At 33.5% G+C, this 19,406-nt stretch carries 18 protein-coding genes; 14 read left to right on the top strand and 4 right to left on the bottom strand.

Annotated elements, in window-relative coordinates:
• Window positions 1-117: 117 nt before the first annotated feature.
• Together IEW45_RS01480 and IEW45_RS01475 are read left to right on the top strand one after the other, a co-directional pair.
• Window positions 118-309: a hypothetical protein gene (locus tag IEW45_RS01480; protein ID WP_188619452.1), complete on the top strand. Its 192-nt coding sequence runs from the start codon at window positions 118-120 to the stop codon at window positions 307-309.
• Window positions 281-655, top strand: coding sequence for a hypothetical protein (locus tag IEW45_RS01475; protein ID WP_188619451.1), 375 nt, complete (start codon window positions 281-283; stop codon window positions 653-655). The genes IEW45_RS01480 and IEW45_RS01475 overlap by 29 nt, the downstream gene beginning before the upstream one ends.
• A 43-nt stretch (window positions 656-698) precedes the next feature.
• On the opposite strand, the gene IEW45_RS01470 is transcribed toward IEW45_RS01475, so the two are convergent.
• Entirely contained in the window at window positions 699-1,700 is a 1,002-nt protein-coding gene (locus tag IEW45_RS01470; RefSeq protein ID WP_188619450.1) for an LLM class flavin-dependent oxidoreductase, read from the bottom strand.
• A gap of 317 nt (window positions 1,701-2,017) precedes the next feature.
• Here IEW45_RS01470 and acs point away from each other — a divergent pair, with 317 nt between their 5' ends.
• The 8 genes from acs to IEW45_RS01430 all read left to right on the top strand — a co-directional run bounded on the left by acs (window position 2,018) and on the right by IEW45_RS01430 (window position 12,061).
• Window positions 2,018-3,925 carry an acetate--CoA ligase gene (acs, locus tag IEW45_RS01465; protein WP_188619449.1) on the top strand — a complete coding sequence of 636 codons (1,908 nt, stop codon included), beginning with the start codon at window positions 2,018-2,020 and terminating at the stop codon, window positions 3,923-3,925.
• A 121-nt stretch (window positions 3,926-4,046) separates the two neighbouring features.
• Window positions 4,047-5,354 carry an ATP-binding protein gene (locus tag IEW45_RS01460; protein ID WP_188619448.1) on the top strand — a complete coding sequence of 436 codons (1,308 nt, stop codon included), beginning with the start codon at window positions 4,047-4,049 and terminating at the stop codon, window positions 5,352-5,354.
• Window positions 5,351-6,595, top strand: a complete 1,245-nt coding sequence (locus tag IEW45_RS01455) for a tetratricopeptide repeat protein (RefSeq protein ID WP_188619447.1) — start codon at window positions 5,351-5,353, stop codon at window positions 6,593-6,595. The genes IEW45_RS01460 and IEW45_RS01455 overlap by 4 nt, the downstream gene beginning before the upstream one ends.
• Before the next feature lie 11 nt (window positions 6,596-6,606).
• A complete protein-coding gene (locus IEW45_RS01450; RefSeq protein ID WP_188619446.1) occupies window positions 6,607-7,047 on the top strand; it encodes a DinB family protein in 441 nt (146 codons plus the stop codon).
• A 103-nt stretch (window positions 7,048-7,150) separates the two neighbouring features.
• Window positions 7,151-7,660, top strand: coding sequence for a DUF2911 domain-containing protein (locus IEW45_RS01445; protein WP_188619445.1), 510 nt, complete (start codon window positions 7,151-7,153; stop codon window positions 7,658-7,660).
• A gap of 164 nt (window positions 7,661-7,824) precedes the next feature.
• Window positions 7,825-8,415, top strand: a complete 591-nt coding sequence (nudK, locus tag IEW45_RS01440) for a GDP-mannose pyrophosphatase NudK (protein ID WP_188619444.1) — start codon at window positions 7,825-7,827, stop codon at window positions 8,413-8,415.
• A gap of 67 nt (window positions 8,416-8,482) precedes the next feature.
• Window positions 8,483-10,789 (top strand): acyl-CoA dehydrogenase family protein, encoded by a 2,307-nt coding sequence (locus tag IEW45_RS01435; RefSeq protein WP_188619443.1) that lies wholly within the window; start codon window positions 8,483-8,485, stop codon window positions 10,787-10,789.
• Window positions 10,790-10,843: 54 nt separating this feature from the next.
• Window positions 10,844-12,061: a DUF763 domain-containing protein gene (locus IEW45_RS01430; protein WP_188619442.1), complete on the top strand. Its 1,218-nt coding sequence runs from the start codon at window positions 10,844-10,846 to the stop codon at window positions 12,059-12,061.
• An 8-nt stretch (window positions 12,062-12,069) separates the two neighbouring features.
• Here the strand turns inward: IEW45_RS01430 and IEW45_RS01425 are convergent, their stop codons facing one another.
• A complete protein-coding gene (locus IEW45_RS01425; protein ID WP_188619441.1) occupies window positions 12,070-13,590 on the bottom strand; it encodes a DEAD/DEAH box helicase in 1,521 nt (506 codons plus the stop codon).
• A gap of 157 nt (window positions 13,591-13,747) precedes the next feature.
• Between IEW45_RS01425 and nfi the strand changes: the two genes are divergently transcribed.
• From nfi to IEW45_RS01405, 4 genes are all read left to right on the top strand, one after another.
• Entirely contained in the window at window positions 13,748-14,458 is a 711-nt protein-coding gene (gene nfi / locus IEW45_RS01420; RefSeq protein WP_188619440.1) for a deoxyribonuclease V, read from the top strand.
• Between the two features lie 179 nt (window positions 14,459-14,637).
• Window positions 14,638-15,018 carry a hypothetical protein gene (locus IEW45_RS01415; RefSeq protein WP_188619439.1) on the top strand — a complete coding sequence of 127 codons (381 nt, stop codon included), beginning with the start codon at window positions 14,638-14,640 and terminating at the stop codon, window positions 15,016-15,018.
• A 130-nt stretch (window positions 15,019-15,148) separates the two neighbouring features.
• A complete protein-coding gene (locus IEW45_RS01410; protein ID WP_188619438.1) occupies window positions 15,149-15,430 on the top strand; it encodes a DUF3817 domain-containing protein in 282 nt (93 codons plus the stop codon).
• Between the two features lie 21 nt (window positions 15,431-15,451).
• Window positions 15,452-16,705 carry a mechanosensitive ion channel family protein gene (locus tag IEW45_RS01405; RefSeq protein ID WP_188619437.1) on the top strand — a complete coding sequence of 418 codons (1,254 nt, stop codon included), beginning with the start codon at window positions 15,452-15,454 and terminating at the stop codon, window positions 16,703-16,705.
• 1 nt (window position 16,706) lies between these two features.
• Here IEW45_RS01405 and IEW45_RS01400 read toward each other — a convergent pair whose 3' ends face one another.
• Window positions 16,707-17,096 (bottom strand): acyl-CoA thioesterase, encoded by a 390-nt coding sequence (locus tag IEW45_RS01400; protein WP_188619436.1) that lies wholly within the window; start codon window positions 17,094-17,096, stop codon window positions 16,707-16,709.
• A gap of 216 nt (window positions 17,097-17,312) precedes the next feature.
• Entirely contained in the window at window positions 17,313-19,289 is a 1,977-nt protein-coding gene (locus IEW45_RS01395; protein WP_188619435.1) for an alpha-ketoacid dehydrogenase subunit alpha/beta, read from the bottom strand.
• Window positions 19,290-19,406 lie beyond the last annotated feature (117 nt).

The raw sequence follows: 19,406 nt of genomic DNA, 5'->3' as shown, positions 1-19,406 counted from the left end.
TTGATTAAAATTGGCTATTATTTAATAATCTCTTATAGAATAATTAGCACTTAAAACCACTTAGAGTTTGTAATTTAGACCTGAGAAACAAAATTAACTATACTAACAATTTTTCTGATGGAACGTTTAATTAAATATAATAGCAGCAGTATCATAAATGCAGATAAGACTGTACATTATGAGGAGGTAGCTTCTGAAATTAACCAAGAGGTTAAAAAAGAAGAAACACCATGCATGCTTAAAAATCTTTTAAAGACAAATATTAAACTACTGAGGTTAAATGACATCAGAAGTGTATTGTTATTTTAAAAAAGAAAAAGCTATGGAAAAGAATAAAAAGAATACTGAAAAGGAGAATGATAATTTAAACAAGTCACCGGAACAAAAAGATATTGATAACACAGATAAATATCTTGCTATGGAACAACCAGGTGTAAAATATACAGGTGAAACTGATTCTAGTAATTTATCAGACGAGTTAGGTAGCCAGAATAGTGAGAATAAATGGAATGCTGAGGGCGGAAATAGCAAATATTCAGAAGCATTTAATCAGGATGACTATATTTTAAATGATAATATTGATCTTGATGAAGACCAAAATCAATCTATATCAAGTAATGATGATGATTTTGAAGAAACAAACGAAAGGTATTAATTATAACTATAAAAAAGCCTCTCAATTATGAGAGGCTTTTTTATTATTTCATTATTTCAGCTATTAATTTATAGGACTCTTTTCTATCTTCAAAATTATCGGCCATAGTAGCAATCATAATTTCGTCAGTACTATAATCATTTGCTAACTTCATTATTCTAGCTTGCATTTCATCAGGAGTACCGGCAATAAAACGACCTCTGTTATAAGCAATTCTGGCTTGTTGATAGCGGTCATATTTCATTTGTTTTATTTCCTCAAGAGTAGGAAATTCGCCTTTAGCACCCATTTCTATATATAACATTCTATAGTCAAACTCAGTAATCCAGTCATTTACTTTATTTTCATCTTCACTGCAAAACCCAAAAATACCAACGTTAACTTTTGGGTCACCCAACTCATCAGAAGGTTTAAAATTATCCCTGTATTGTGCCACTACTTCAGGACCTCCCATAGGGTTAATAAAGTGAGCGAAAGATAAAGCCATTCCAAACTTAGCCGCATATTCCGCGCTCCCTCCGCTGGATGTTAATATCCAGAACTCAGGTGGTATTTCTGCTTTAGGATATGCTTTTACACTTTCATGATAGGTATCCGGTAACTCCTCATGCTTTAAAAAGGTTTGTATATCTATTAATTGATTTTGAAAATCTTTCTCACTAAAAGTGTTTGAAGGATTTAACAAATGTGCCGAAAGCCTGTCGCCACCGGGAGCACGGCCTATACCCAAATCTATTCTTCCCGGAAACATAGATGCCAGCAACCCGAAATTTTCAGCCATTTTAAAGGTACTGTGATTCGGTAACATTATTCCTCCTGAACCAATACGTATTCTTTTAGATTGTGTACCGAGGTAGGGGATAAGTACTTCCGGTGCTGTACCTGCCAATTGCTTAAAGTTGTGGTGTTCGCTTAACCAATATCTTTCAAAACCTAATTCATCGGAAAGTTTAATTAATTCTGCTGAATTCAATAATGTTTGGTGAGCATTACTGTTTCTGCTTATATGCGCTTGGTCTAAAACACTAATTTTTATATCTGCCATAATGCGGTTTATATCGTTAATTGTAATATACAAAGTTACAGATATAATTTTACTAAAACATGCTGTACCATATTTATATAATAAGCGATTTAGAAAAACTATAAATTCACAAATAAAGTAGGTTTTACTTACAAATAAAATGGATATTTTTTTTAATATTGTAGTATAACACTAATAAAATACAGATTAATAACTATAAGAAGATATTAAATTAACAACTATCAATTTAGTATCTGATATTTATTGATTTGTGTTATTAAAAGAATAATAAACCTTTTATATTTACACGGACACTCAATCTATAAATCACATATCAAATGAGCTATTATAAAGTACACAGTTTAGAACAATATTTTAAGCATTATAACAAATCATTACGCGAACCAAGAAAGTTTTGGGACAGAATAGCAGATGAAAACTTTACATGGTACCAAAAATGGGATAAAGTTGTAGAGTTTGATATGCAGGAAGCTGAAATTAAATGGTTTTTAAATGCTAAAGTAAATATTACCAAAAACTGTATAGACCGCCATTTGGCTAAAAGAGGTGATAAAACAGCTATACTATTTGAACCTAATAACCCTAAAGAAGAGGCACAGCATATTTCGTACAATGAGCTGTATGACAGAGTTTGTAAAATGGCAAATGTTTTACGCAGCCAGGGGGTAGAAAAAGGGGACAGGGTATGTATATATTTACCTATGATTCCTGAACTTGCTGTTGCTGTATTGGCTTGTGCCAGGATAGGTGCAATACATTCGGTTGTATTTGCAGGATTTTCAGCTTCTGCTGTAGCATCACGAGTTAACGACTCTGAATGTAAAATGGTAATTACTGCAGATGGAGGTTTTAGAGGTAATAAAACTATAGCTTTAAAGGAAATTATAGATGAAGCATTGGAAAAATGTCCTACTGTTGAAAAAACACTTGTAGTAAAAAGGACTAATACTAATGTAAATATGAAAGAAGGGCGGGACTTATGGTTACAACCTCTTTTAGATAAAGCAGATGCAAATAATGTAGCAGAAATAATGGATGCGGAAGACCCGTTATTTATATTGTATACTTCAGGTTCTACAGGAAAGCCGAAAGGAATGCTGCATACTACAGCAGGTTATATGGTATATTCGGCATATACATTTAAAAATGTTTTCGCCTATGAAGAGGGTGATGTATACTGGTGTACTGCTGATATTGGTTGGATTACAGGTCACTCATATATTGTATATGGTCCGTTACTAAATGGTGCTACAACAGTATTATTTGAGGGTGTACCTTCATACCCTGATTTCGGTCGTTTTTGGGAAGTAGTAGATAAACATAAAGTAACACAGTTTTATACAGCACCTACTGCTATTAGAGCATTAGCTAAAGAAAACTGGGAATGGGTAAATAAATACGACCTTTCATCGCTTAAAGTTATCGGTTCAGTAGGAGAACCTATAAATGAAGAAGCTTGGCACTGGTATAATGACCACGTAGGAAAGAAAAAATCACCTATTGTAGATACTTGGTGGCAAACGGAAACAGGTGGAATTATGATATCGCCACTTCCATTTATAACTCCAACAAAGCCGACTTATGCAACACTACCATTACCCGGAGTTCAACCGGTATTAATGGATGATAAGCGTAATGAAATAGAAGGTAATCAGGTTGTGGGTAGTTTATGTATAAAATTCCCATGGCCGGGAATGGCGCGTACCATTTGGGGAGATCATCAACGCTTTAAAGAAACTTATTTCTCAGCATACCCAGGTAAATATTTTACAGGAGATGGTGCACTACGTGATGAAGTAGGCTATTACCGAATTACAGGTCGTGTAGATGACGTGGTTATTGTTTCGGGGCATAACTTAGGTACTGCACCTATAGAAGATGCTATTAATGAGCATCCGGCAGTAGCAGAATCGGCTATAGTTGGTTTCCCGCATGATGTAAAAGGTAATGCATTATATGGCTTTATTATCCTTAAAGAATCAGGAGAAAGTCGTGACAGAGAAAACCTTAAAAAGGAGATTAATGAGCATATTTCCAGCCATATAGGACCTATTGCAAAACTGGATAAAATACAGTTTGTAACGGGGCTTCCTAAAACACGTTCGGGTAAAATTATGCGTAGAATACTACGTAAAATTGCAGAAGGTGACTTCTCTAACTTTGGTGATACAACTACTTTATTAAACCCTGAAATTGTAGAGGAAATTAAAGATAACAGGATATAATTTTACTCATAAATAAACAAAAAAGCAGTCTCTATGACTGCTTTTTTGTTTTAAAAAGTTATTGAAAACAATATTATTATTTAAGAAAACTATATTTTATATTAGCTCATATTTTATAATTATGGATAGTAGCTCAATTGAAAACCTGAGAGAAGCATTAAAGCTATCTCCAGACAATGTTCCTTTAAAACTTCATTTAGCTGAAAGTTTAATGAAATTATACAGGTATAAGGAAGCAGAAAATGAATATAAAGAACTTTTAGTTTTACAGAATAGTAATGCTGTTCGCTACGGGTTGGCACAAGCATATTTTTACCAGGGAGAATATACAACATGCAGTGTAATACTTGAAGATTCGTTGAGCAACGAACCTAACAATGTTAACCTACTGGTATTATATGCTAAAACACTTTTAAAGGAAAATTTAATAGCTCAGGCACAAGAAACCTATAAAAAAGTATTAGAATTAATACCAAACTATACTGACGATGAACTAGATATTGAGCTATGCCAAACCACTTCAATACAACAAGAAGAATATGTTGATGAAGATAATAATATGCTTTTTATTAAACCATCTATAAACTTTGAAGATGTAGGCGGGATGGAGAATGTTAAAAAGGAGATTGATATTAAAATTATACAACCTTTACAACATGCTGACTTATATAAAGCTTATGGTAAAAAAACAGGAGGGGGTATTTTACTTTACGGCCCGCCGGGTTGTGGTAAAACTTATATAGCAAAAGCAACAGCAGGACAAATTAATGCTAATTTTATTAGTGTAGGGCTTAATGATATCCTTGACATGTGGATAGGAAATAGTGAAAAGAACCTACATGAAGTATTTGAAACTGCAAGGAAAAATAAACCATGTGTATTGTTTTTTGATGAAATTGATGCGTTAGGAGCGAGTAGGAATGACATGAAAACTTCTAATTCCAGACATCTTATAAATCAATTTCTTCAGGAACTTGACGGAGTAGAGTCAGATAATGACGGTATACTTGTACTTGGAGCGACTAATGCCCCTTGGCATTTAGATAATGCTTTTAGAAGACCCGGTAGGTTTGACAGGATAATATTCATACCGCCACCGGATGAAAAAGCAAGAGAGTCTATATTTAATATTAAGCTTAAAAATAAACCTGTAGAAGATATCAACTTAAGAAAAGTAGCTAAAAATACACAGGATTATTCAGGGGCTGATATAGAAGCTGTTATTGATATCGCCATAGAGCAAAAACTGGAAGAATCTTTTGAATCAGGAATACCGAAACCTATACAAGAGAAAGATCTTATGAAAGCATGTAAGAAACATAATGCCAGTACTAAAGAATGGTTTGTTTCGGCGCGAAATTTTGCACTATATGCTAATGAATCAGGCCTGTATAATGAGGTTTTATCATACTTAAAGATTAAAAAATGATAGAAGAAAGGTTATTTGAAAAGGTCAATATACTTATCAATCAAGGACGTTACGCAGAAGCAGAAAAAGTACTTAGTGAACTACTTTCAGTAAATCCAAATAATGACTATTTATTGTACTTACTAAGCGAAGTATGCCTTCAACAAGATAATTATGATAAAGCAGAAGAACTGATAAATAATGCTATAGCTAACAATCCGAATGAAGCAGGGTATTTATACACAAAATCAAGAATTTATTTATTAAAAGAAAACAGGAGTGACGCAAGTGAATATATACAGCGCGCTATAATTTTAAATCCTCTTGAATCCAGTTATTTTGCCTTTTGGGCACAAATTGAATTACTAAATAAAGATTTTGAAAACGCTCTGAACAAAGCAAACCATGCTTTATCTTTAGATTCAACAGATTTATTAGCATTAAATATTAGAAGTACAGCTCAGCTTAAATTAGGACATAAAGAAGAATCTTTTAATACTATTGCAGAAGCATTACATGAAGACCCTAATAATGCCTATACCCATGCTAACCACGGTTGGGGGCTATTAGAGAAAGGGGAACCTAAAAAAGCTTTGGAACATTTTACGGAAGCTTTAAAGAATGATCCTAATAATCAGTATGCACAAGCAGGTATGATAGAAGGGTTAAAAGCCAGATTTATAGTATATAGATGGTTTTTAAAATATTCTTTTTGGATGTCTAACATGACTTCTAAATACCAATGGTTTGTTATTATTGGATTTTATTTTGGTACTAAATTTTTACAGAAAATAGCTCAAAAAAATGAAGTATTAGCTCCATTTTTATACCCTATTGTAATACTATTGTTTATTGCAGCATTTTTTACCTGGATTGCTAACCCAATAGGGAACTTATTTTTACAATTAAATTCTTATGGTAAGTACTTACTAGATAAAGAAGAGAAAATAGGGGCTGTAGCAACGGGTACATGCTTACTGGTTTCAATACTTTCAATTATAAGTTTTTTAACTATAGGAAATGAAGGGTTTTTGGCATTAACAGTTTTTAGCTTTACAATGATGATACCTACAAGTAATTTATTTACCTCACCTAAATATGTTTTTATACCATATAATATAGGAATGTTGATTGTAGGAACACTAGCAACTATTATTACTTTTAATACAGGAACTATTATTAATAACATTGCAGTTATTTACCTTTTAGGGCTTTTTGCTTTCCAATTTATAGCTAATTATTTTATCTCCAGATCATCCTAAACTTTGTAAAAATGAGAGAGTATTTTAAAGAGATGTTTGATTATACTTATTACTTTAATAATGAGGTTATTATTACTCTTTCTAATATAGAAATAATACCTGAAAAATCTTTAACACTTATAAATCATACATTGAATGCTCAGGAAATTTGGAACAACAGAATTGAAAACAGAAAATCTTCTATTGATGTTTGGGAAATAAGAGATTTAAGTGATTTAAAAGATATAAATAGCATAAACTATAAAAAATCAATTGAAATACTTGATTTATACAATCTTGAAGAAGAAATAATTTATAAAAACAGTAGAGGAGAGGCTTATACTAATAAATTTAAAGATATATTGTTTCATATTGTAAATCACTCAACATACCATAGAGGACAAATAGCTACAGACTTTAAAGTCAATGGTTTAGCCCCATTAGTTACAGACTATATTTTCTATAAACGATAACTGTTTTAACTGTTAAAAATTATAAAGCTTTGTTAAACAGTAGTCCACATATAAAATTCAGAATTTACTTTTATGATGTAGTAAATAATAATATGACTATATCATGAAAAAATTAAAAAATCTTACATTTTTATTCATAGCTGTTTTAATGACAGGTGTGACATTTGCTCAGGAAAAAAAGAAAGCAAGCCCTGCGGAAACAGCTACAGGAAAAATTAATGGTTCTGACATTACTATCCAGTACAGTAGTCCTTCGGTTAAAGGTCGTGAAATTTGGGGCGGATTAGTTCCTTATAGTAAAGTTTGGCGCGCAGGTGCTAACGAAGCTACAACTTTTACAACTACAAAAGATATTATGGTTGAAGGACAGAAATTACCGGCAGGAACGTATTCATTTTTTGTAATCCCTGAAAAAGATTCAGCTACGATTATTTTCAATAAAGAAGCTAAGCAATGGGGCGCTTATAAATACGATGAGTCTAAAGACCAAATACGTGTTAAAGTGAAACCAAAAAAATCTAATAGAATGAATGAGCGTTTAGTTTACAACATAAACAATAATAATGTTACTTTAAGTTGGGAAAACTGGGATATACCATTAATGATAAAATAAATTATTAAAGGGTATTAATAGAATAGTGCCCTTTAAATTAAAGCACTTTATTTTACATAATATAAATTATATATCAAAAATACACACTTTATAGAATATTTAAGTTTATAAAACCACTGTGTTATTATAGTATAATTACATTTGCTAACTTAATTAATATAATTATGAAAGATACAAAATCTCCCGTTACTATAATTTCAAAAACAGAACTATCAAATAACTGGGCTAAACTTGAAAAGGTAAAATATGAATACAAATTACAAGATGGATCAACACAAATACAAGAACGTGAAGTTTATAATCGCGGAAACGGCGCAGTAATCTTATTATATAATAAAAGTAAACAATCAGTAATATTAACACGCCAGTTACGTATACCAACATGGTTTAATGGTAATAAAGATGGTTTGATGATTGAAGCCTGTGCAGGAATGCTTGATGATAAAAACCCTGAAGAATGCATTCGCAGAGAAACTGAAGAAGAAACCGGATATACCTTGGATAAGGTTCAAAAAATTATGGAAGTATATATGTCTCCGGGATCTGTTACTGAGATATTACATTATTTTGTTGCAGAATATTCATCTGATATGAAAACAAGCGAAGGTGGTGGCGCAGAACAGGAACAAGAAGATATTGAAGTAATGGAATTACCGTTTAAAAAAACTATTGAAATGATTAAAACCGGAAAAATTAAAGATGCTAAAACTATTATATTACTACAGTATGCTGCGATTAATAATTTGTTCGGATAGACTAAATTAACTTTTTTTTTTAAACCTGACTGTAAGGTATTGATTATTTTTAAAGTAAAAATCATCAATGTCTATTACATTTACAAATAACCCTAAGTTAAGCCTATTCATTCCTGTATTTTATGTAGTCTGGGAAGATGATATACTTACTAAAGAAGAGTTTAAAACTTTGAATAGTTTTATAAACGATCAGGAATGGCTTACCAAAGCTGAAAAAAATTTCCTCAAATCAAAAATTGATGTACAGTCCCCTCCCACTCGTTCAGAACTGTTTCGGTGGAGAGAGGTGATAGATAAGGCGCTACAGGAACCTCCTAAACCTGAAAGTCTTACAGCATTGGGCATAGTAATAGCTAATGCTGAGCGGATAGCCCTTACAGTTGAAGATATTGAGAAAATTACTCCTGTTTTTGCCAAACTGGAATCTGATCTTGGTATAATAAGCCGCGAGGTAATTTCAGGATTCCGTAAAAACCGCGACACTATTACGCATAACCATAAAACCATAGAAAGTTTTAGCGTAGCGAAAATGAGTAAATTTCTTGACGGAAATCAGGCTGATATTATCGATAAGGTTAAACAAATTATTAATAGTCCCGAATTTGCTCTTCAGGATTCTTCTGATACCGTGGCTTTCAGGGAAAAGGTATTACAATGGTCTCAAATACTTGCAAATAAAGGCTTAGGCGCGTATGCTTATCCCAAAGCACAAGGCGGTAAGGATGATGTTGAGGGCTATTTTACTATTATGGAAACCCTTAGTTATCATGATCTTAGTCTTGTTATTAAGTTCGGGGTACAATTTGGACTTTGGGGTATGAGCATACTTTCATTAGGTACTGATAAGCATTATAAAAAATACCTTAAAGATATAGGCACACTGCAATTACCTGGTTGTTTTGCCATGACAGAAACCCACCATGGGTCTAATGTAAAAGGTATAAATACAACAGCAACTTATAATCATAAAGATAAAACCTTTACCATACATACGCCTGAAAAATATGACAGGAAAGAGTATATAGGCAATGCTGCCAACCATGGTGAAATGGCTACTGTGTTCGCAAAACTTATTATAGACGGGAAAGATTATGGTGTAAATGCTTTTGTAGTGCCTATACGCAATAAAGATAGAACAGTAGTAAAAGGTGTTACTATTGAAGATTGCGGGCGTAAAATGGGACTTAACGGTGTAGATAACGGCATTATATATTTTGATAATGTTGTTATACCGAAAGAAGATATGCTGGATCGTTTTGCAAGTATAAATGAAGATGGCGAATTTGAAAGCCCCATACCCAGTAATAACCGCAGGTTCTTTACCATGCTGGGTACTTTGGTTGGCGGGCGTATTGGTATACCAAGATCCGCTTTGGCAGCTTCTAAAATCGGACTGACGATAGCCATTAAATACGGAGATGACAGGAAGCAGTTTGGTCCACAGGGAGGGAATGAAGTACCCATACTCAATTACAGAATGCACCAATTAAGGCTTATGCCCTACCTTGCTAAATCATATGCTTTACATTTTGGTTTACAATACCTTACCCAACGCTTTATAAACCGCTCACCGGAAGAAATGCAGGAAATAGAAGCACTGGCCGCCGGAATGAAAGCTTATGTAACCTGGAACACACGCAATGCATTACAGGAATGCCGCGAAGCGTGCGGTGGTAAAGGTTATATCTCTGAAAACAGGATAGATGATCTTAAAAACGATACGGAAATATATACCACTTTTGAAGGTGATAATACTGTATTAATGCAGTTGGTTGCAAAAAATCGTCTGGGAGAATTCAGGAAAGAGTTTGGCGAAATGGGGTTGGGTACTATTTTCAACTACGTGTTGGAACAAGCAAAAACTACTATTACAGAAAAAAATCCTTTTGCTACGCGTAATACGGATGAAGAACATTTAAAAGACAGAGATTTTCATTTGCATGCTTTTCAATACAGAGAAAAAGAATTAGTAAGTTCTGCTGCAAGGCGGTTTAAGAAACTGGTAGATGACGGTTTAGATACTTTTGATGCAGCTAATGTAATGCATCCGCACATGCTGAATCTTGCGGAAGCCTATTTAGAACGTGTGTTTTTAGAACAGTTCGTACTAGCGATAGATACTTGTGATGATGAGCCTTTAAAAGAAGTGCTTACAAGGCTTTATAACCTTTTTGCGCTGCATACTTTAGAGAAGAACAAAGCCTGGTATTTAGAGGAAAATTATATGGAGGGTGTGAAAACAAAAGCTATCCGAAAGGCTGTAAGCCAGTTATGCTGGGAAATAAGGCAGGATGCAGTACCCCTGGTTGATGCTTTTAATATTCCTGAAAATTGCTTGGCTCCCATTATTACGTTCAGAAAAGAAGAAGCCTAACCTTTTTAATATCTTTGCAAGACAATATATGCCTTATCAAAATCTGAAAACAAAATGAAAAAATCGGGTTCTGCCGACTTACCGCTACATAACGGACATGTACCCAGATGGCTTTCAGAACGCATGGCTAAACTAGGGCTTTCTATAGTAGAAACAATAGCTTTAGAATTTTCTACAGAGGAAGTTATTGATAAACTGGCTAATCCTTTCTGGTTTCAAAGTTTGGGTGCGGTTATGGGTATGGATTGGCATTCTTCAGGGATAACTACTTCTGTTTTAGGAGCTTTAAAACGTTCTGTAAACCCTCATGCTAAAGATTTAGGCATATATATTTGTGGTGGTAAAGGAAAACACTCCATGAAAACGCCGACTGAACTTTTACAGGTTGGAGACCGTACAGGGCTTAACGGTAATGAATTAGCAAGATTAAGTAAATTAACTGCAAAGGTTGATAATACTGCTGTGCAGGATGGGTTTAATTTATACCAGCATAATTTTATTGTAGACAATAAAGGTAATTGGTGCGTTATTCAGCAAGGTATGAATGGGTTAACCAATATGGCACGACGTTACCATTGGCACTCAAAAGATTTAAAATCATACATAAACGAGCCGCATACTTTTATATATGGGCAAAATCAGGGACAAATACTAAACCTGACTTCAGCTAGGGCAACTGATACAAGGGAAAAATCATTGTTATTAACAGCCGAAAAGCCCGGAAAAGTTATTACAGAAATACAGCGCCTTATTATGCCACGCCATCATGATGTAAAAATGAAAGACGTAAATATGAAACGTTTGGGTGCTATGCTGTGGCTGGCGCATGAAAATAACCCTGAAAATTTTGAAGAACTATTACTTTTAAAAGGAATGGGCCCCAGAACTATTCAATCACTAGCTTTGGTAAGTGAGGTTATTTACGGAACCCCCAGTCGCTTTGATGATCCTGCCCGATTTTCTTTTGCTCATGGCGGAAAAGACGGACACCCCTTCCCTGTTCCTACTAAGGTTTATGATGAAACTATAAGTACACTGCAAAAAGCTATTGACAGGGCAAAAATTGGTAATAGTGATAAAATGAGTGCTATAAAAAAGCTATCTGAAATTTCGCAGCAAGCAGAAAAAAACTTTGAGCCTAACGATAATTTTAAAGCATTAATTGAAAAAGAGCGTAACGAGTCCTATAAATATGGTGGGAAAACAATTTTTGGTGATGCTAAACCTCCAAAAAATAGTGATAATGATTCGGGACAATTACGTTTATTTTAGCCAGTATTTCAATCTACATGGTGAGCTATAAACAGTTTACCTATATTTACACTTAATTTATGCTTATAATCTTCTATTAACCACTCTCTGTAGTTCTTAGTAGTCTTAGCTAACAGTTTGGTATACTCTTTAACTCTGTATTCAATATCAGGACCTAATTCTTTAGAAAGTTTTCGTGCTTCCGGTACACTATCAGTATTTTCAATACACATTAAAGCATGCTGCTTTATAGATTTTTCTATAACTGTTTTAGGCTTTAATTTTTTTTCGGTTGCTTCTTTAAACGCGCCCTCTATATCAAATTTTATATTCTCTGTATTTTCAAATTTTGCTCTTAAATCATCAGGCATTACATATACGTGATGACTTTCTATTTCAGCATCAGTTCTTATATTATCTAAAAACTGTTCAGGATTTTTAAAAATATACTGCCAATCTACAGGATCACTCCATAAACCGAAACGCTGTACATTATTACCTAAATCAATAACCGTAAAACTCTCTTTATTATCTAACCTACGAGACCCCCTACCTATCATCTGGAAATAAAGTGTTAACGAACGTGTTGCCCTGTTTAATATAATAGTTTCTACTGTAGGTTCATCAAACCCTGTGGTAAGAATTGATACTGATGTTACTATAGCATCAGGAGTATTTTTAAACCACTCCAGTATATTTTTACGTTCTTCTTCAGATGTTCTGTTATCTAAATGGCGTATTGGGTAGCCGGCAGCTCTAAACGTTTCATAAACATATAAGGATGTGTTTATACCATTATTAAAGATTAGCGTTTTCTTTCCTTTTGATTTAGCTTCATACGACTGCATCAGTAAATCCTGCATATTAGCACGTGAGTATAAATCATCAGAAGAACTTACTGTGTAATCACCGTTAATACCCAGCTTTAAGGATGTTAATTCAACATCAAAACCAAATATTTCAGCTTTTGCCAAGTACCCTTTATTTATTAATGCCTTTATAGGCTCACCCATTAGTAATTCATCATACGTTTCATACATAGGCAGTTCTATATTAGAACTTAAAGGTGTAGCTGTAACCCCCAGGAAAAAGGAATTTTTAAAATATGTAAATAGTTTTCGGAATGAATTATAGTGTGCTTCATCTACTATAACTAACCCAATATAATCCATTTTGAATTTTTTGTCTTTCAGGCGGTTATTAAGGGTTTCCACCATTGCTACATAACAGTTATACTCTTCGTGATCATCAAGTTCTTTAATATTACTGTCTATAACTTTGTTTTTAACCCCGAAACCTTCAAGCATTTGAGATGTTTGCTTACTAAGCTCAATACGGTGTGTAAGTACCAGTACTTTTTTATTATATTTTTCTATATATCTGCGCGCAATTTCTGAGAAAATAACAGTCTTCCCTCCTCCTGTCGGTAATTGATACAGTAGATGATAGTTATCAGGTCGCCCTTCAAACTTTTCAAATATAGCATCAATATCCTCCTGTTGGTATTGATATAATTCTTTTCTCTCCTCTACGTTGTGTTCTTTTTGCATATAGAAATTTGATAATTTTCAAAAATATGTATTTAGTTATATATATAGTGTTTATAAAATAATAATTCTCCGTATAATTTTTGTTTTTAGTAATTCTTTACTGCTTTAGGTTTAAAACAACCATTATTTTCAATATAAATTGCATAATTTTATTGATATGATTAATTACAACAATTTATCTATACCGGAAGCAACAGCAATTCAGGAAAAACTGAGAAAACAACTTTTACTTATTACAAAAGTTGAAAATATCAATACAATTGCAGGTGCTGATATTTCTCACAATAAGAACACTGATACTATATATGCAGGTATAGTAATACTAAGCTATCCTCAAATGGTATTACAGTCCTATTCTCTGGTTGTTACTGAAACGAAGTTCCCATATGTTCCGCAATATTTAGCTTTTAGAGAAGTACCTGCTTTGTTAGAAGCATGGAAACAACTTCCTGATAAACCTGATATAACAGTACTTGATGGGCAAGGAATCACTCACCAAAGACGTATGGGTATAGCATCTCATTTCGGTATAATGGCTGATTGCGCTACTATTGGCTGTGCTAAAAAAATGCTTTTTGGCACACACTCTCCTGTAGGTGAAAAAAAATATAGCTCCTCTCCTATTTATATAAATAATGATATTACAGGGTATGCTTTACGAACAAAAGATAATGTTAAGCCTGTTTTTATATCTCCCGGACATAAAGTATCAGTACCGGACAGCTTAAATATAATGAAAAAATGTGTATTAAGGCATCGTATACCGGAACCAACTCGTAGGGCACATGAAATAGTGAATAAATTTAGGCTAGGAAATCTTAAAGAAGGAGTACACTTTGTTGATATACAGAAAAGCCTTTTTGATTAGGTATTATATTTAATAATCAGCACCTTATACTTAAATATAATATGTATTTTTTATCTGGACTACCTGTTACTTTTATAAAAAACTGCAGTAAGAGATGTAAAAATCAAAAAGCTTTATGGGAAAAGCAGATAAAAATAGTATTTTTGCAGTCCTACGTTTAAAATAAAATACATTATACTGTGAAGAATCCGAGTGCACAAAAACTAATCAATAAAATTGAGGTTGATTTGTTTAAGAACGGTTTTGATGCTGATAAATTAATTGCTGACCTTAAAAAGCTTCGTGAATACTCTATGGAAGAGGGTAATCCGGTATTAACTAAAGCACTTCGGCTAACCTACGAACACCTTGAAGAGTATGGCTTATTTTTAATTCCAATACCGGATGATGAGCCTATTGAAGAAGAAGGTGAAGAAACAGAAGAAGTAAAAGAGAACAATATTCCTACTGAGAACAATATGGAAAGCCTTGAATACTTAATTTCATTGTTTATTGATCTTGATAACAGAAATAATATGTTAGATTTAAGGGAGTACAATAAAGCACTTCAAGATTTTTAATATAAAATCTTATTGTTATATAATTAGAAGCTGTTTGGTATCAAAACAGCTTTTTTTATGTTGTTAATTCAGTGTTCATCTTTCTCTATAAACTTTTTGATTAGTACCTTTGCAGGAAATTTTACAAATTATGACTCGTTTTTTTAAAATAATAGCAACACTTGAAGGTGTATCCTTATTAGCGCTTCTTTTTATAGCAATGCCACTTAAATATATATGGGAAATGCCCGAAACAGTAAGAATTGTAGGTATGGCACACGGATTACTGTTTATAGCTTATATATTTTTAGCAATAATGCTTAAAGTGGAACAAAGTTGGCCTACAAAAAAGTTCCTTATTGTTTGCGTTGCTTCAGTAATACCTTTCGGAACTTTTTATGTTGAAAATAAGTATTTTAAAACAAACGTATAATAATTCAATACAATTTAGGTAATGGATTTATTTAATTGGGCTTACGATGCTTTTCGTAATTTAGATTTTTCACATACTACTGCTTTTTACGGTAATCTTATAGTAAACATTATAGTTATTACTATAGTAGCATATTTATTAGATTTTATTTCTAAAAAAGTACTGGTAGTAGCTTTTGGTGCTTTTGCTGCCAGAACTAAAACATCTTTTGATGATTTTTTAGTAGAACATAAAACATCAAAGTTTATAGCCCATTTAGTACCATTACTTTTTGTTTACCATACCTTACCTATTGTATTAAAAGATTTTAGCTACTTAGAAGGGATATTTGAAAAAGGAGTAGCTATATTTATTATATTTCTCATTCTCTGGATAGTAAAAAGTGCACTAAATGCTATTAAGAGTTTCCTTAAAGTACAACCAAACTTTAGCGATAAACCTATAGACAGTTACGTACAGGTAATAATGATTATCCTGTGGTTATTTGGTGTTATAGGTATGATAATGGTACTGTTCAGCGTAGAGTTCCTTAGTATAATAGGTACTTTCGGAGCAGTATCAGCTATAATACTTTTAGTCTTTAAAGATACCATATTGGGGTTTGTAGCGAGTATTCAGGTTAGTGCTAACGATATGGTACGAATTGGCGACTGGATTACTATGGAAAAGTATGGCGCCGATGGTGATGTTATCGAAATAAACCTGGCAACCGTTAAAGTTCGTAACTTTGATAATACCACTACTACTCTACCCACCTACAGCCTTATATCAGATTCGTTTAAAAACTGGAGGGGCATGGTTAATTCGGGTGGTAGACGAATTAAAAGACATGTACTTATAAAAACAAAAAGTGTTCGCTTTATAGAGAAAGATGAACTTGAAAAGTTTAAAAAAATACAACTTTTAAACTCCTATATAGAGCATCGTCAATTAGATATTGAAAAGTATAATATACAGAATGAGATTGATAAGTCTTTAATATTAAACGGACGTAACCTTACCAACTTAGGGTTATTCCGTAAATATATAAGCCAGTATGTAGAAAAACACCCGGCTATTAATAAAGACTTAACCATGATGTGTCGCCACCTGCAACCTACAGAAAAAGGTATCCCTATTGAGATTTACGCCTTTTCATCTGATAAGCGTTGGGAAAATTACGAGTATATTATGGCTGATATTTTTGACCATGTTATAGCTTCTGTACAATATTTTGATCTTGAAATATTTGAATTCCCTTCTCAAGGAGCAAGTTTAATTCAGGAGCAGGAATAAATTATTTAGCCAAACGGTCTTTAACGTACTCTATTTTAGTTTTTCCATGAGGCTTAGGTCTGCCATTAACATCCAAGTTTACCATTGTAATATTATCCACAGTAATAATTTTTTCGTGAGTCATTTTATTACGAACCTCTGACTTTAATACTATTGAAGTAGTCCCAAAGCGCAGTACTTCAATACCTATTTCGATTACATCACCCTGCTTGGCAGAACTCATAAAGTTAATTTCCGACATATGTTTGGTTACTACGCGTTGGTTTTCAAGCTGTACTATAGAATATAAGGCTGCCTCCTCATCTATCCAAGCAAGGAGTTTACCGCCAAATAAAGTTCCGTTAGGGTTTAAGTCTTCGGGTTTTACCCATTTTCTGGTATGGAATTTCATATCTGTAAGATTTTTATAGCTAATTTATTATATTCAGTTTATTAAGTAATACTGAAATTACTATTTTAACCTATAAGTTTTTCGTATTACTTTCCGATACAAAACTACTTTATAACAGGCTTAAATGTAATTAATTACCATTAGTTTTATATATACTGTAATAAAAAAGCCCTACCGTATGGCAGAGCTTTTATCAATAATTTATTTTTAAAGTATTTAATATGCTAATAAGTCTTTTAAAACTGTTTCAAAACGCTGTTTTGGTAAATATTGGTCTTCTAATGCTTTGGTAAACGGAATAGCACTTTCAAGGCTACCTACACGTTTTACAGGGCCATCAAGATATTCAAAGCACTCTTCCATTATCATAGATGAAATATCACTGGCTACACCGCCAAAAAGAGTATCCTCTTGAAGTATAATAACTTTTCCTGTCTTCTTAACCGAATTGAATATTGTTTCAGTATCAAGAGGTTGTAATGTTCTCAGGTCGATAAGATCAGCTTTTATATCAGTATTTTTTGCTAATGTTTCCAATGCCCAGTGTACCCCGGCACCAAAAGAAATAATGGTAACATCCTCCCCTTCCTTCAATACAGCAGCTTTGCCAAAAGGAAGTGTATAGTAATCCTTTGGTACATCCTGATACACACTGCGGTATAATGCCTTGTGCTCAAAGAACATAACAGGGTTAGGGTCGTTTATAGCTGTAGCTAGTAAGCCTTTAGCATCATAAGGAAATGCAGGATAAACCACTTTAAGTCCCGGAGTTTTAGTAAACCAGGCCTCATTAGTTTGTGAGTGAAAAGGTCCTGCCTGTACCCCTGCTCCGCAAGGCATACGCACAACTACATCAGCGTTTTCATTCCAACGGTAGTGAACTTTAGCTAAATAGTTAACAATCGGGTTAAAACCTGTAGAAACGAAATCAGCAAATTGCATTTCAATAACGGATTTATACCCGTTTATAGATAAGCCCATTCCTGTAGCTATAATAGCCGATTCACATATAGGAGTATTACGAACCCTATCCTTACCAAACTCCGCTACAAAACCATCAGTAATTTTAAAAGCCCCCCCATATTCTGCAATATCCTGCCCCATTATCACAAGGTTATCATGGCGTTCCATACTCTGCTTTAAACCTTGTGAAATAGCATCAATCATTCTCATGTTTTCTCTTTCTTTTTTTGGATTAACCTCTTCATATTTAAAAGGTTTGTAAACATCATTTAATTCAATGCTTTCATTAGCTTCAATAGCTTCTTCATCTGATGCCTGTTTAAACGCTGTATTGATTTCTTTTTTAATTTCATCACGTAACTGCTTATCAACTTCTTCCGTTAATATTCCTTCTGAAATTAAATAGTTTTTGTAGTTATCAACAGGGTCTTTTTCCGCCCACATATCCATAAGCTCCTGCGGAACGTATTTAGTACCACTAGCCTCCTCATGCCCACGCATACGGAAAGTCTTGAACTCCAATAATACAGGTCGTGGATTCTCACGCATAGAAGCTACTATATCCGAAAGTTGTGTATAAACCTCCAGTATATTATTACCGTCTATAATATAGCTTTCCATACCATAGCCAATGCCTTTATCTGCTATGTTTTCGCAACGGTATTGCTCATTAGTTGGTGTACTAAGACCATAACCATTATTTTCTACCACAAATAGTACAGGTAAATCCCATACAGAGGCAATATTTAATGCTTCATGAAAGTCGCCTTCACTGGTTGCACCTTCTCCCGTAAATACAGCGGTTACTTTGCCATTTTTACGTAGTTTATTGGCAAGTGCAATACCGTCGGCAACACCTAACTGAGGCCCTAAATGGGAAATCATTCCTATTATTTTATATTCCTGTGTACCAAAGTGAAACGAACGGTCGCGTCCTTTGGTAAAACCATTAGCTTTACCCTGCCATTGTGAGAACAGCCTGAATAACGGAATGTCACGCCCTGTAAACACTCCTAAGTTACGGTGCATGGGTAAAATATATTCATCTTGTTCCAGTACTGCTGTAACACCTACCGATATGGCTTCCTGCCCGATACCACTAAACCATTTGGAAACTTTACCCTGACGAATAAGAATAAGCATCTTCTCCTCTATGAGTCTGGGTTTTATTAATTTCTTATAAAGTGTAAGTAATTGTTGGTTAGTTAGTTTTTTTCTATCGAAATTCATATAGTTTCTTGAAAGATTCTCATTTGTTTGTGCTTTCAAATGTAAGAAAATAACAGAATTGTTATAAGGTGTTATGAAAATTTATTTAAACAAAAAATCCTGCCCATTGGCAGGATT

Source organism: Flavobacterium suaedae (assembly GCF_014642915.1).
GTDB lineage: Bacteria > Bacteroidota > Bacteroidia > Flavobacteriales > Flavobacteriaceae > Flavobacterium > Flavobacterium suaedae.
The sequence above is the reverse complement of the archived record's forward strand: the minus strand, read 5'-3'. Positions and strand labels throughout refer to the sequence as shown.

Bases quoted from the DNA above. Each gene is read 5' to 3' on its own strand.
- IEW45_RS01400 (WP_188619436.1), bottom strand. From the start codon at position 17,096: ATGAAATTCCATACCAGAAAATGGGTAAAACCCGAAGACTTAAACCCT.
- IEW45_RS01480 (WP_188619452.1), top strand. From the start codon at position 118: ATGGAACGTTTAATTAAATATAATAGCAGCAGTATCATAAATGCAGAT.
- IEW45_RS01455 (WP_188619447.1), top strand. From the start codon at position 5,351: ATGATAGAAGAAAGGTTATTTGAAAAGGTCAATATACTTATCAATCAA.
- IEW45_RS01405 (WP_188619437.1), top strand. From the start codon at position 15,452: ATGGATTTATTTAATTGGGCTTACGATGCTTTTCGTAATTTAGATTTT.
- nudK (WP_188619444.1), top strand. From the start codon at position 7,825: ATGAAAGATACAAAATCTCCCGTTACTATAATTTCAAAAACAGAACTA.
- IEW45_RS01425 (WP_188619441.1), bottom strand. From the start codon at position 13,590: ATGCAAAAAGAACACAACGTAGAGGAGAGAAAAGAATTATATCAATAC.
- IEW45_RS01430 (WP_188619442.1), top strand. From the start codon at position 10,844: ATGAAAAAATCGGGTTCTGCCGACTTACCGCTACATAACGGACATGTA.
- IEW45_RS01410 (WP_188619438.1), top strand. From the start codon at position 15,149: ATGACTCGTTTTTTTAAAATAATAGCAACACTTGAAGGTGTATCCTTA.
- nfi (WP_188619440.1), top strand. From the start codon at position 13,748: ATGATTAATTACAACAATTTATCTATACCGGAAGCAACAGCAATTCAG.
- acs (WP_188619449.1), top strand. From the start codon at position 2,018: ATGAGCTATTATAAAGTACACAGTTTAGAACAATATTTTAAGCATTAT.
- IEW45_RS01445 (WP_188619445.1), top strand. From the start codon at position 7,151: ATGAAAAAATTAAAAAATCTTACATTTTTATTCATAGCTGTTTTAATG.
- IEW45_RS01460 (WP_188619448.1), top strand. From the start codon at position 4,047: ATGGATAGTAGCTCAATTGAAAACCTGAGAGAAGCATTAAAGCTATCT.
- IEW45_RS01395 (WP_188619435.1), bottom strand. From the start codon at position 19,289: ATGAATTTCGATAGAAAAAAACTAACTAACCAACAATTACTTACACTT.
- IEW45_RS01450 (WP_188619446.1), top strand. From the start codon at position 6,607: ATGAGAGAGTATTTTAAAGAGATGTTTGATTATACTTATTACTTTAAT.
- IEW45_RS01470 (WP_188619450.1), bottom strand. From the start codon at position 1,700: ATGGCAGATATAAAAATTAGTGTTTTAGACCAAGCGCATATAAGCAGA.
- IEW45_RS01475 (WP_188619451.1), top strand. From the start codon at position 281: ATGACATCAGAAGTGTATTGTTATTTTAAAAAAGAAAAAGCTATGGAA.
- IEW45_RS01435 (WP_188619443.1), top strand. From the start codon at position 8,483: ATGTCTATTACATTTACAAATAACCCTAAGTTAAGCCTATTCATTCCT.